Here is an 11,872-nt window from a genome sequence, read left to right as displayed (position 1 = left end):
ATGCGACTATATGCAGAAAATCATCATAAGATATAATTAAAGGTATTGCAAAATATAAAGTAAATAAAGAAATGAGTGGATATAGTTATCAAGAGTATAATTTAATAATTATTTAAAATACTTGTATGTAATATACTATTTATACTAACTACATTTAGTAATTAACTTATATAAAAAAAGATATGAGATTTAGTAATATTTTATACTAACTATCCCATATCTATAATACTATATTTAAATTTATCCACTCATTTCTTTATTTACTTTATATTTTGCAATACCTTTAATTATATCTTATGATGATTTTCTGCATATAGTCGCATTTTTTGTAATCTTTTATTATTTTTAGCTTAGACTATTAACATATTCTATCAATGGTTTAATATTATTTTTATCTGTAAAATCAATTGGGTTTATATATGCATCTAGCATACCTTTAGTATCTTCATCTCTATCTTCTTCTTTTATATTTTTTAATTTCGTTTTCATCATACTCATAAGTATTTTATCTGCTATATTTAACTTCTGATAGTTAAATGCTCCTCTTAGGTAAAAATACTTTACATCCCCTATGTTTTCAAAATTCATTTTTTCGACACTTTTTATTTCTTCTTCTTTTCCAGAGCTACATCCTACTGAAAATGCCACTATATTTTTATTGTTTAATTTGTCTATGTCTTTAGATATTAACTTAAACCCTTTTATAAATCCTGCATGTAGCCATCCTCCATAGATAATAGTATCAAAATCTAATAAATCTTCGATTTTAGCTTTCTCTCTTTTTATCACCTTACAATTTAATACTTCTCCTATCCAATTAGCATACATTTCTGTACTTCCATATCTTGATTCATAAATTACTATTTTACTCATATCACGATCCCCCTAATTATTCAACTTATTTTCTATAGATTTTAAATATGCTTTCGAAGTTACCGCTGTTCCACTTATAACATCTACATTTAATTTTTGAGTGTTTATTACTTAGTTCTTAATTTTTAAATACTCCATAAAGTATAAAGTCTAAATATTCCTCAATTAGATTTTCTACAAAATCTTTGTCTTTATTACTTGATAGTATTGCATTTGAAATAAATCCAGTTATTGAAATCCAAGAGAAAAAAGCGTATTTTTCAGTATTCACATTTCTAAGTATTCCAAGTTGTAAACACTTGTCGTAATGTTGTTTTATATTTTTGATTCTCAGATTTTCTTTTTCTTCATCAGTAAAATCAAAGTAAAATCTATTTACTCCTTCAATATCATTTAACATTATTGCCCTGTACTCTTCAGGGCTTTGTAAGATTAAATTTATATAAGTTCTATAAATTTGTTTAGTATTTTCTTTTTCATCATCACTATTTAAATTTAAGTTGCTCATGGTTTCTACAATATTTTTAGCATTTTCTTTCCATATTGATTTAACAATATCAGCTTTATTTTCAAAGTAATTGTATATCAATGCTGGTGAGTAATCTATTTTAGACGCTATTTTTCTTATTGATAGCTTTGAATAGCCTTCATCAATTATTATTTCACTTGCTGCTTTGTAGATATCTTTTTTTATTTTTTCCTTTTCTTCTTCTCGTCTTTCTTTAGTTCCCATTTTCCCTCCTTCAACACTGTTAATTCTTTAAACACTGTTTACTTATTAATAAGTGTATCCATTTTTTTTGATTTAGCAACTATTTCTCGACACATAATTTATTTTTTATATACAAGTTATTTACATAGCAAAACAGAGTATTTAAAAAACTAGCAGGTTTACTTTTGAACTTCAATGTTCCAAATAACACAGTTAACAACCTTAGCAATAAATCTATTGTTAGTGTGAAATGCTATGTGATATTATATTGATTAGAAAGCAACTTTACCAATTTTAGAATCAGGTTGTAAAGTAACCGCCTTTGAGCTCGGGGATAATCTTACTCGATATGTTAAGGAAAAGTTTAGTAATTATAAAAACTTTGATGTTATTAATGCAGATTTTATGGAATATCCGATCGAAACAGAAACTTTTAACTTAGTGTATTGTGCAACAGCTTTTCACTGGCTACCATTAGAAGAAAGATATAAAAAGGTAAGAAATGTATTAAAAGATAATGGAGTTATAGCTTTATTTTGGAATCATCCATTTCCAAATAGACAAGATGACATAAGTAACATTGTAAACAAAAAAATTTATGATAAATATCTACCATCTGATAAAGAGATAATTGAATTTAGTGAAAATGATTGTCAAAAATACATTGACGAATTAGAAAAATTTAGATTTAAGGATATTGCAATTAAGTTATATCACCAACAAAGAACTCTTGCATCTGAAGAATATATTTCATTGTTGAATACATATTCAGACCATAGAGCATTACCTATGGAAATAAAAAATTCTTTTGAAATAGATATGAAGAATGCAATTGATGAAGTTGGTGGTAAAATAAATATTTATGATACAGTAGATTTATATTTAGCAAGAAAGAGATAAATTAGAATTTGTCGCTTACACTATATAAAAAACTTTAATATGTATCATGAGCAAGGGTGGAATCTGTATAAGTTGCACCGCCCTTGCAGCTTGCCTGCCGGAAGGAAAACTTATACAGATTTTGCCCTTGCGGGCTACATTTAAAGTAAATAAACTTCAATTTAGTGAGTAGATTTAATAAACAATATTAATATAATACTAACTAAAAAACGCAATATACACACCTTCAATAGGCATTGTATATTGCGATTTTTAGGTATTATTTTTATAAGTATTGTTTTATTTTTGATACTAAGTTTTCTTTTGGCATAAATCCAACTAATGTTTCTACTAACTCTCCATCTCTGAATATCATCATAGTTGGAACAGAACTTACATTGTATTGTCTTGCTAAGTCAAGACTTTGATCTATGTCAACTTTAAAGAACTTAGCCTTCCCTTCAAATTCATGCTCTACTTCTTGGAATATTGGAGCTAACATTTTGCATGGACCACACCAAGTTGCATAAAAGTCTATTACTGCTACTCCACTTGCATTAGCTACTTCATTATTAAATTCATCCATATTTATTACTCTAGGCATATCAAATTTCTCCTTAAATAAATTATTTTAGTTATATTCTTTAATATTATTATTTACATTTTTCTTAATATTATTTTATATAAGTATTATATCCTTTTATAGCTTAAATTGTAAGTGACTTTGTCACATTATTTACCATTTAATTTTATTATTATATTTTCTTTACATAAATCTTTTTTTGTATTACAATAAGGTTAGTGAAAAACTTATATTATATATAAGTAATACGCTAGCCCAAATAAAGACACCTATTTATAGGTGTCTTTCCGTTTATACAATATTTTTTATTAAGCTTCTTTTATATTTAATATGTATTCATTTTTATCAAATATTTGAGACTCTAGCCTACTGCCTTCATAAGCTACTACTCTTGCTGCTACTTTATTTGCAATATAACAGCAATCCTCAAAATTATATCCCCTAGAATAAGCTGCTATTATTGCCCCTATATGGCTATCACCTGCTCCTACAGTATTTGCTACTTCCGTTTCTATACCCTCTATAAACTTATAATTGAATTTATCAAAGTAAAAAACACCCTTTTTACCTAAGGTTATAAATATAGTGTTTTTTGTACGTTGATTTAATATTCTTGCTGCTTCTATTACGCTAGTTTCATGTGTATATTTTAAAGCTTCATCTTCATTTAAGTGTAATATAGGACTCATATCTAATATTTTATTTAGAATTTTATCATCTATAAATCTCATTCTAGGTCCTGGCGCAAAAAATATTTTTTTGTTTTGTTGCTTACTTAACCAGCTTGATATTACTATACCACTTTCTTTTTCTATTTCATAACCAGATATATATATATTATCGTATTTACTCCCATCTATATTATCAAACCATTCTTTTTCATACTTTGTTTCTATTCCAGGTATAGTTATAAAACTTCTCTCTCCATTTTTTTCTACTAAACATAAACAATATCCATTATCGCCACTTTCTACTTTTATGTTAGTTCCATAATTATTTTCTAAAAGCTCTTTTTCTATTAAACTTCCATATATTCCTTTTCCTATAGGAGACACTAAGCTATGTTGTACATCAAAATTTTTCAATATAGTTGCTACATTATAAGCGCATCCACCTATAGTAACAGTCTGTTTATTACAAACTAAATCGTCACCTGTTTTTGGCAAAGCATCTACACTAACTATCACATCAACGAATACATTCCCCAATACTAGAGTTTTCATATTGTTTCCTCCTGTTAAACGCTGTATCTTATAGTATTTATAATACCAGTAATATATTTATATTTCTATATTTACTATGTAATTTATTGGTGATTTTTTATTTTACAAATCTAAAATTTATAATCTACAAAATAAAATCCATACAGTATATAAACTGTATGGATTTTATTTTGTTATTGTTCAGCTCTATTTTAGAATATTGTTTAGCAATATCTACTATCCCCCACATTTGAATACTCTATTAAATCTAATTATCTTGTTTTTTTCTTTTTTCTACTAGAGTCTCACAACTCAAGCCCTGTTTTTTAAAGTTCTTAAGATTATCATAGTCATTATTTAAATTATCTATTTTAGATAATTCATTATTTAAAAGTTCTTTTACAAAAGGATAACTATTAATTGTATCTTCATTTATTTTATAATAAACAAATTTTGCTTCTTTGTAGTAAGTTACTAGTTTTGCATTCATTAGTTTATTTAAATGTCTAGATGCATTAGATTGAGTAATATTAAGTATATCTTCTATTTCACATACGCAAAGTGCTCCTTCTCTTAGTATGTTTATTATTCTAATCCTAGTGTCATCTGCTAGAGCCTTTAGCATTTGTATTAGTTCCAAATTTTAACCTCTTTTCACATTATCAAATTCACTTACTATAGCTTGAGCTAATTTATCTATAGCTTTGTAATGTTCATCTTTTAAATCCCTTAGTGATATATCCTTACTAAAAGCTAAATTTTCATCAATTATATCTGTAGCTAATACACATCCACTTACTTCTCCGCTGTATTTTTCTGTTCCTCTTTTAGCACAAAACTTGTTACATCCATCTACTGATATTGTAGGATATTCTTTTGCAAAACTTCTTTCTTCCTCTCCTCCAGCTAAAAATAAAGGCAAGCATATGGTTACACTTTCTTCTGATTTATAAGTTTCAAGTACTTTTCTAGTAGCTAGCCTTGTAGCCGTTCCTGCAAAACACTCTTCCCCACTACAAGAGATTATACCTATTTTATTTTCCATATTACTTTGCCTCCACTCTTCCTAAATCTAAGGTATTGCAAATATTTTCTGCAATATTATCTACTACTTTCCACCCATCTTCTTCTAAATAAGTTGCTGTCCCTGGCTTTATTCCTCTGTGTTTTTTCATTTCATCAATAACTCTAACACTTTCTTTAATTTCTCCACCTGCAAGTTTTACATTTACCGCAGCACACATTGCAGGACATCCATCTATAGTAATACACTGAACATCTTTTAATTTTTCTTTTGCATCTTCATCTCCTGATACTAAGTGAGCTAAACAGACTAATTCACATTCACCATTTGATTTTTTACATGTTTCTATAGCTGCTTCTCTAGCAATAGCTCCATGTACTTTTCCAATTCCACTACATGGAATAACTTTATAACTAGACATGGAAGTTTTCCACCTTTCTTATCAATACTTCTATATATTCTTTATCTTTTATTAATAATTCTTTGTCTTCTTCAAAGTCTGATAATTTAATTTTTACTAACCACCCTTTTTCATATGGATTTTCATTTACATATTCAGGTAAATCCTCCAAGTTATTATTTACTGCTATTATTTTTCCTGAAACTGGAGATACTATTTCAAAAGTTGCTTTAGAAGATTCTAAGCATCCTAGTTCTCCAAATTGTTCAATATCTTCATCTAATTTGGCTGGTTCAAAAAACATTATATCTCCAAGGCTATGCTGTACATAATCTGTAACCCCAATTGTAGCTATATCTCCATCAACAAATGCCCAACTGTCATTTTCATTAAAATAAAGTTTTTCATTTATTGCCAGTTTGAATATAAATTTATCTTTTTTGTAAGTTTCATAGTTAAATTTTTCTTCAAATTCATTCAAAGTTAGATCATTACTATTTTCATTATTTTGCTTATTTATATCTTGTATAAACTTATCTACTATAAGTTCTACAAGCTTGTTTTCATTTTCACCTAGTGATAGCTCCTTATGTATCTGAATATTGTGGTTTTTAGCTTCTTCACTTACATTTATTCTATCTTTTATTTCTAAGTTTTTTTCATTAGCTAGCTTAGTAGCACACTTTGTATTGCACCCATCAATAACTAATAAGCTATATTCTTCTAATATATTATTGTACTTAGTTTCTGAAATCCTATAAAAGACTGGACATAAAATCTCTGCTTCTATTTTTTCACTTAACATTAAAGCCACTTCTCTTGATATACATCCAGCACACTTATCTAATCCATTACAAGGAAGAATTGCATAATTACTCATTAGTATCCATCTCCATCCTTATTTTCTTAATGTACTTTGTCGTCTCTGCCTTACTTGGAAACTCTATAGCATCAGGTCCACAAGTTTTGGCACAAGCTCTACAGAATACCACACAATTTTCTGGATTTTTAACAATCAACTTAATTTCATCATTTTCTCTAACCTCAAAAACATTATGAGGACAGAATTTTACACACTCCATACAGTAATTACAATTAACATAATCTATTCTAGGGCACCAATCAATTTTTTCTCTTGGTACTCCCATAAAAGTAGTCCCTTCCATACTTCCACTACTCATATTATCACCTCCTTATAACACCATGTCTTCTTCAAATCCCATATCTTTTAATGCTTTTCTTACTAAATCTACTGCTTTTTCAGTGCTCATATCTCTAATATCTAGTTTTACTAAATCTTTTTCTACATCCAAACCAGCTTCTTTAAAAGCATCTTTAAACATTTTTCTTTGCATATTAGGTGCACAACCACCTATAATTAGTTGTCTACCAGATTGTAAAAAATCTGCTAAGAATCTGTCTCCATCTTCTTCGCATAGTTGTGGATGTATAAATGCATATTCTACAGGCAATTCAATTCTAACTTGGTTTATAAAATCCCAAATATCCATTTCTAAAAATCCTGGACATTTCCCAGTGCATACACACATAATAAATCCTGGTAATTTTTTTTCTTCCATCACATATACCCCCTATTAAATACTAATTTATATTGTATTTTTCATATGCTTAGATTTTATGTCTTGCTCCTTAAGTAGCAAATGTTGAAATGGATTCATCAATTCTCCATCTTCATATTTAAATTCCATATAGTAAAGACACTTGCTACTTTCTTCATCTAAGTTTTTTATATTTTTATATTTAAAGCATTCAACTTTGTTACCATCTTTTTTACTTCCTATTCCACAGTTTCCACAAGTTTTCATGGCTCTACTCCTTTAAAAGTTATACTTCGTACCCTAAAAGCATCATCATGGTCTCTAGATTTTCTAATTTTTCTAAATTAACTTCTTCATACAAAGGTTCACATCTTTTTATGCTTTTTTCACCACTTAATAGCTTACTTGCAAAGGCCATACAAGTTATTTCTTCACACTTTTTACAATTTGATTTTGGTAGATTTTTGTATATTTCAATTGGGCTTGGTGGTTTTCTCATATTATCTGAAGGAATTATATTGTCTCTATTTGCATCCACTTCATTTATTAAATTTTGTACATAATCCATCATTTCATAGGCATCAGTTTCATTAAGTAACTTTGTGATAGTCAATCTATTTGGAAATAAGGTTATTAGTTTTTGGCCTAGTTTAAATGAAAATGTTAAAGCTGTTTTGTTGTACATAGCTGACTTAATATGTGTATTTAAATATGGGAAAATATCTGATACATCTCTTGATAACTCTGTAATAATTTTTATTTTATTTCCAGTAGTAGTGCATGGTTCTATAAATTTTAATTCTATGTGTTCTAAATACATAATCCATCTCCTATACTTTAGTTTTGCAGAGTAATTTCGTTTAGTGCAGCAACTAATTTATCAATGTCTTCCTTTTCATTAAAGTATCCAATTCCAATTCTTATACAACCTATCTCTTTGGTTCCTATTAAATCATGTGCATTTGGTGAACAATGTAGACCTGCCCTTAACATAATGTCGTATTTGCTATCTAATTCATAGCCTACATTTTCTGCTCTTTTATTTTTTATATTAAAAGAAATTACACCTACTATTTTTTCACTATCTTTTGGACCATAGATTTCTATATCTTTTACTTCTTCTAATCTATTAAGTGCATATTCTACTATTTTAGATTCCTTATCATGAATTTTTTCTATAGTTTCCTTATTAATAAATTTTATTGACTCTCTAAGTCCAACTATTCCACTTACGTTTAAAGTTCCAGTTTCTAATCTATTTGGATAATAATCTGGTTGATATTCATAGGCTGAATCTCCACCTGTTCCACCTGATTTTAGAGGTTTTATATCTCCATCCCAGTTTACAATTAATCCACCGGTTCCCATTGGCCCAAGTAGGCTTTTATGTCCTGTAAATGCTAATAAATCAATATTATCTTCTTGAATGTCTATCGGGTATGCTCCTGCTGTCTGTGCTGCATCTACTAAGAAAGGTATATTATGAGTTCTTGCTATTTTCCCTATATCTCTTATTGGTGATATTGTACCTAATACATTTGATGCATGATTAAATATTATTAGTTTTGTTTTGTCATTTATAGCCTCTTCTACATCTTTGGGATTTGTAAAGCCATCTTTAGTAGCATTAATTTTTGTTATTGTAATACCTTTATCTCTTTCTAATGTTTTTAGGCATCTCCATACTGCATTGTGCTCTATACTGCTGGTTATTACATGGTCACCATTTTCTAATATTCCATTTAGTGCTAAATTTAAGGATTCTGTAATGTTTGATGTGAATATTACTTTTTTAGGATCATTAAAGTTAAAGAATTGTGCAATAAGTTTTCTAGTTTCATAAATTAGTCTATCCGATTCCATAGCTTTTTTATATGAACCTCTTCCAGATGATGTTCCATTATTTATCATAAAATCATAAACAGCATCATAAACTACCTTAGGCTTAGGCCATGATGTTGCCGCATTATCTAAATAAATTCCCATTTTATCTCCCCCAGTTATTTACATTATATTTTTATATTTTGTTATTTTATTCGAGATAGGTTTATTGATTAGTCCAATAGATTAATATATTCGCTTCTAATCATATATTATTCAATTAGTGTTCATTTGTAAACTATATATATGAATCTATATCAATTTTTTTTGATTAATTTTTATTATAGTATTGTCAAATCAATTTTTTTTTATTTATAATGTAATCATAAGTTTATTTATTATATTAGGAGGAATAATTTATGGCAGGAGTACCTATAGGAACTGTACTAGCATTTATGATGAGTGTTACTGCCTTATCCCTACCATCAATAATAATGCTAAGCAAAGTTGTAAAACCAAAGTTACTTGGTATATTTATAGGAATTGTAGTAATTGGAATTACAATAACAGGATATCTATTTAATGCTTTACAGTTTTTATTAGTATAAGATACTTTAGTAGAAAACAATAAAAGAAGACCTAAAAAGTTTGTGTAATATCTACACTCTTTCTAGGTCTTTTATATATTGCATAAAACATTTTAGCCAATCTGATAAATATTTAGTTTTATGATGAACTAAACTAAAGCTTCTATCCATTTTTGTATTATTAATAGGTATTATCTTTAAAGTCCCTTCTTTAACATAAGACTCAACTAATCGTTTTGAAATAACAGTTATACCTTGATTAGCTAAAACTGCTTCTACTATAGAATCAGAGCCATGGCAATTCCATTTTACATTAATGGATACATGTTTTTTTCTAATATAATCTTCAAATACCTCCCTAGTTCCACTGCCCTCTTCTCTAAGTATAAATGGATAAGATGAAAGTTCCTCAATATCTATACAATTTTTTTCATATAGAGGATGGTTCTTATGACATACTAGTACTAGATTATCTGGTATAATTGGATTTATTACAAGTTCAGTACTTTTAATTATTCCTTCTACTATAGCAATATCTATCTCACTATTTAAAAGCATATTTTCAATAGTTGAAGTGTTATCGATTATAACCTGAATTTTTATATTTGGATAAACCTCTTCAAAATCTCTCACAATATCTACTAAAACACACTTACCTACAGTCATTGTAGCCCCTAATGTTATTGTTTTATTTAAAGATAAATTGCTCATATTTTTTTCCATTTCATTTGAAAGGGACAATATACTCTGAGCATATCCCAAAAGTTGTTTCCCAGCTTCAGTTATGTAAAGTTTTTTTGATAGTCTATCAAAAAGTAGTATTCCATATTCTCTTTCCAATTCACTAATAGCTTGGCTAATAGTTGGTTGAGTAATATGAAGTTGTTTTGAAGCTTCACTCATTTTCCCACATCTTGCTACTGCCACAAATATTTCTAAACTCCTTAAAGTCATATCTCCCCCTAATATAGTTACTGTCTAATCTCTAAAAGTTCTAAGTGCCTCAATAGTTCTTTGCATTAACTCATCTAAACTCCATCCAAGCATATCTGCTCCTTGTTCTATTACCTCACGTGAGCAACCTGCTGCAAAAGCTTTAGTTTTAAATTTTTTCTTTACGGATTTTAATTCTAAATCTTGAACACTTTTTGAAGGTCGCATTACAGTTACAGCCCCTATTAGGCCTGTTAACTCGTCAACTGCAAAAAGTACTTTTTCCATTTCATGCTCCGGTTTAATATCTACTGTCAATCCATATCCATGGCTAGCTGTAGAATAAATTATTCTTTCATCAATTCCTCTTTCTTTCATTATTTCTTGACTTTTTATACAGTGTTCATTTGGGTATTGTTCAAAATCAAGGTCATGAAGTAATCCTACTATACCCCAGTAATTTACTTCATCCTCATATCCTAATTCTTTTGCAAAATACTTCATAGTATTCTCTACTATTTCAGCATGTTCTAAATGAAATTCATCCTTATTATATTCTGTCAAAAGCCTCCATGCTTCATTTCTTGTTATTCCACACATTTTAATACCTCCTATAAATCTTATAATATTAATTTTTAATTTAACTAAATATTATCACAGTTTTTTAATATTTTAACCAATTTTTAACTTATTTTTAATATATTAAAATATTTTCATATTTACCCTATAATCCGACTTTTGTTTGTACTTTTTATAACTAATATTACATTTATATTTTAGTTATTGTGAATGTAAATTTACAACCTTCTCCTACCTTTGATTCTACATAAATACTTTCATTTAGCTGTTTTATTATTTCATATGCAATAGATAATCCAATTCCTGTTCCCATAGACGCATGCGCTTTATCCGTTTTATAAAACCTTTCAAACACAAAAGGTATATCTTTTTCTTCAATTCCTACTCCTGTATCATATACACTTACCCTTATTAATTTTTCTTCTTCTATAATTCCTATACCTACAACACCTACAACACCTTCAACAGGAGTAAACTTAAATGCATTATCTAATAGTATGACAAGGATTTGAACTATTCTATACTTATTAGCAAATATCATCGGTAAATCATTTATATCTCTAGGTACATTAAATGTAATATCTAAATCTTCTGCTCTAATTTGGAACTCATCATAAATTTCATGTATAATCTCATCTATACTTACATAACTTTTTTCTAATGCTACATTATTAGATTGTAATCTAGATAATTCAAGCATATCTTCAATAAGCATTTCTA

18 protein-coding genes are annotated in these 11,872 nt (G+C 28.0%); 2 read left to right on the top strand and 16 right to left on the bottom strand.

The features are described from left to right. Positions 1 to 345 precede the first annotated feature (345 nt). Positions 346 to 873 carry a flavodoxin domain-containing protein gene (locus ACRC03_RS00925; protein ID WP_438650666.1) on the bottom strand — a complete coding sequence of 176 codons (528 nt, stop codon included), beginning with the start codon at positions 871 to 873 and terminating at the stop codon, positions 346 to 348. Positions 874 to 991: 118 nt separating this feature from the next. Beyond that, positions 992 to 1,606, bottom strand: a complete 615-nt coding sequence (locus tag ACRC03_RS00920) for a TetR/AcrR family transcriptional regulator (RefSeq protein ID WP_438650665.1) — start codon at positions 1,604 to 1,606, stop codon at positions 992 to 994. Positions 1,607 to 1,876: 270 nt separating this feature from the next. On the opposite strand from ACRC03_RS00920, the gene ACRC03_RS00915 reads away from it, so the two are divergent. Beyond that, positions 1,877 to 2,485 carry a class I SAM-dependent methyltransferase gene (locus ACRC03_RS00915; RefSeq protein ID WP_438650667.1) on the top strand — a complete coding sequence of 203 codons (609 nt, stop codon included), beginning with the start codon at positions 1,877 to 1,879 and terminating at the stop codon, positions 2,483 to 2,485. A gap of 265 nt (positions 2,486 to 2,750) precedes the next feature. On the opposite strand, the gene trxA is transcribed toward ACRC03_RS00915, so the two are convergent. From trxA to ACRC03_RS00860, 11 genes are all read right to left on the bottom strand, one after another. After that, complete coding sequence (trxA, locus tag ACRC03_RS00910; RefSeq protein WP_438650664.1) at positions 2,751 to 3,068, bottom strand: thioredoxin; 318 nt, start codon at positions 3,066 to 3,068, stop codon at positions 2,751 to 2,753. A gap of 287 nt (positions 3,069 to 3,355) precedes the next feature. Beyond that, positions 3,356 to 4,270 (bottom strand): PfkB family carbohydrate kinase, encoded by a 915-nt coding sequence (locus ACRC03_RS00905; RefSeq protein WP_438650663.1) that lies wholly within the window; start codon positions 4,268 to 4,270, stop codon positions 3,356 to 3,358. A 247-nt stretch (positions 4,271 to 4,517) separates the two neighbouring features. After that, positions 4,518 to 4,889, bottom strand: a complete 372-nt coding sequence (locus ACRC03_RS00900; protein WP_438650662.1) for an ArsR/SmtB family transcription factor — start codon at positions 4,887 to 4,889, stop codon at positions 4,518 to 4,520. 3 nt (positions 4,890 to 4,892) lie between these two features. Next, entirely contained in the window at positions 4,893 to 5,294 is a 402-nt protein-coding gene (locus ACRC03_RS00895; RefSeq protein WP_438650661.1) for a putative zinc-binding protein, read from the bottom strand. A gap of 1 nt (position 5,295) precedes the next feature. After that, the gene (locus ACRC03_RS00890; protein ID WP_438650660.1) at positions 5,296 to 5,694 is read right to left on the bottom strand and encodes a putative zinc-binding protein; all 399 of its coding nucleotides are present in this window, start codon (positions 5,692 to 5,694) and stop codon (positions 5,296 to 5,298) included. After that, positions 5,687 to 6,553, bottom strand: coding sequence for a glycine cleavage system protein GcvH (gcvH, locus tag ACRC03_RS00885; protein ID WP_438650659.1), 867 nt, complete (start codon positions 6,551 to 6,553; stop codon positions 5,687 to 5,689). Before gcvH ends, ACRC03_RS00890 begins: the two co-directional genes overlap by 8 nt. Next, positions 6,546 to 6,854 carry a 4Fe-4S dicluster domain-containing protein gene (locus ACRC03_RS00880; protein WP_438650658.1) on the bottom strand — a complete coding sequence of 103 codons (309 nt, stop codon included), beginning with the start codon at positions 6,852 to 6,854 and terminating at the stop codon, positions 6,546 to 6,548. The genes gcvH and ACRC03_RS00880 overlap by 8 nt, the downstream gene beginning before the upstream one ends. 12 nt (positions 6,855 to 6,866) lie before the next feature. After that, positions 6,867 to 7,253 (bottom strand): hypothetical protein, encoded by a 387-nt coding sequence (locus ACRC03_RS00875; RefSeq protein WP_438650657.1) that lies wholly within the window; start codon positions 7,251 to 7,253, stop codon positions 6,867 to 6,869. Positions 7,254 to 7,280: 27 nt separating this feature from the next. After that, positions 7,281 to 7,499: a hypothetical protein gene (locus ACRC03_RS00870; RefSeq protein ID WP_438650656.1), complete on the bottom strand. Its 219-nt coding sequence runs from the start codon at positions 7,497 to 7,499 to the stop codon at positions 7,281 to 7,283. Between the two features lie 19 nt (positions 7,500 to 7,518). After that, complete coding sequence (locus tag ACRC03_RS00865) at positions 7,519 to 8,052, bottom strand: (Fe-S)-binding protein (protein WP_438650655.1); 534 nt, start codon at positions 8,050 to 8,052, stop codon at positions 7,519 to 7,521. A 17-nt stretch (positions 8,053 to 8,069) separates the two neighbouring features. Then, a complete protein-coding gene (locus tag ACRC03_RS00860; protein WP_438650654.1) occupies positions 8,070 to 9,218 on the bottom strand; it encodes an aminotransferase class V-fold PLP-dependent enzyme in 1,149 nt (382 codons plus the stop codon). 254 nt (positions 9,219 to 9,472) lie between these two features. Here ACRC03_RS00860 and ACRC03_RS00855 point away from each other — a divergent pair, with 254 nt between their 5' ends. Beyond that, positions 9,473 to 9,661 (top strand): permease, encoded by a 189-nt coding sequence (locus ACRC03_RS00855; RefSeq protein WP_438650653.1) that lies wholly within the window; start codon positions 9,473 to 9,475, stop codon positions 9,659 to 9,661. Positions 9,662 to 9,712: 51 nt separating this feature from the next. On the opposite strand, the gene ACRC03_RS00850 is transcribed toward ACRC03_RS00855, so the two are convergent. From ACRC03_RS00850 to ACRC03_RS00840, 3 genes are all read right to left on the bottom strand, one after another. Beyond that, positions 9,713 to 10,594, bottom strand: a complete 882-nt coding sequence (locus tag ACRC03_RS00850) for a LysR substrate-binding domain-containing protein (protein WP_438650652.1) — start codon at positions 10,592 to 10,594, stop codon at positions 9,713 to 9,715. Positions 10,595 to 10,618: 24 nt separating this feature from the next. Continuing rightward, positions 10,619 to 11,173 carry a hydrolase gene (locus ACRC03_RS00845; protein WP_438650651.1) on the bottom strand — a complete coding sequence of 185 codons (555 nt, stop codon included), beginning with the start codon at positions 11,171 to 11,173 and terminating at the stop codon, positions 10,619 to 10,621. A 169-nt stretch (positions 11,174 to 11,342) separates the two neighbouring features. Beyond that, the coding region (locus tag ACRC03_RS00840) for a sensor histidine kinase (protein ID WP_438650650.1) at positions 11,343 to 11,872 on the bottom strand (530 nt) is incomplete at its 5' end.

Origin of the sequence: Romboutsia sp., assembly GCF_051659545.1 — a bacterium.
Taxonomy (GTDB): domain Bacteria; phylum Bacillota; class Clostridia; order Peptostreptococcales; family Peptostreptococcaceae; genus JBOFOR01.
The sequence above is the reverse complement of the archived record's forward strand: the minus strand, read 5'-3'. Positions and strand labels throughout refer to the sequence as shown.

Coding starts and splice junctions, on each gene's coding strand:
- ACRC03_RS00925 (WP_438650666.1), bottom strand. CDS start 873: ATGAGTAAAATAGTAATTTATGAATCAAGATATGGAAGTACAGAAATG.
- ACRC03_RS00920 (WP_438650665.1), bottom strand. CDS start 1,606: ATGGGAACTAAAGAAAGACGAGAAGAAGAAAAGGAAAAAATAAAAAAA.
- trxA (WP_438650664.1), bottom strand. CDS start 3,068: ATGCCTAGAGTAATAAATATGGATGAATTTAATAATGAAGTAGCTAAT.
- ACRC03_RS00905 (WP_438650663.1), bottom strand. CDS start 4,270: ATGAAAACTCTAGTATTGGGGAATGTATTCGTTGATGTGATAGTTAGT.
- ACRC03_RS00895 (WP_438650661.1), bottom strand. CDS start 5,294: ATGGAAAATAAAATAGGTATAATCTCTTGTAGTGGGGAAGAGTGTTTT.
- ACRC03_RS00890 (WP_438650660.1), bottom strand. CDS start 5,694: ATGTCTAGTTATAAAGTTATTCCATGTAGTGGAATTGGAAAAGTACAT.
- gcvH (WP_438650659.1), bottom strand. CDS start 6,553: ATGAGTAATTATGCAATTCTTCCTTGTAATGGATTAGATAAGTGTGCT.
- ACRC03_RS00880 (WP_438650658.1), bottom strand. CDS start 6,854: ATGAGTAGTGGAAGTATGGAAGGGACTACTTTTATGGGAGTACCAAGA.
- ACRC03_RS00875 (WP_438650657.1), bottom strand. CDS start 7,253: ATGGAAGAAAAAAAATTACCAGGATTTATTATGTGTGTATGCACTGGG.
- ACRC03_RS00870 (WP_438650656.1), bottom strand. CDS start 7,499: ATGAAAACTTGTGGAAACTGTGGAATAGGAAGTAAAAAAGATGGTAAC.
- ACRC03_RS00865 (WP_438650655.1), bottom strand. CDS start 8,052: ATGTATTTAGAACACATAGAATTAAAATTTATAGAACCATGCACTACT.
- ACRC03_RS00860 (WP_438650654.1), bottom strand. CDS start 9,218: ATGGGAATTTATTTAGATAATGCGGCAACATCATGGCCTAAGCCTAAG.
- ACRC03_RS00855 (WP_438650653.1), top strand. CDS start 9,473: ATGGCAGGAGTACCTATAGGAACTGTACTAGCATTTATGATGAGTGTT.
- ACRC03_RS00850 (WP_438650652.1), bottom strand. CDS start 10,594: ATGACTTTAAGGAGTTTAGAAATATTTGTGGCAGTAGCAAGATGTGGG.
- ACRC03_RS00845 (WP_438650651.1), bottom strand. CDS start 11,173: ATGTGTGGAATAACAAGAAATGAAGCATGGAGGCTTTTGACAGAATAT.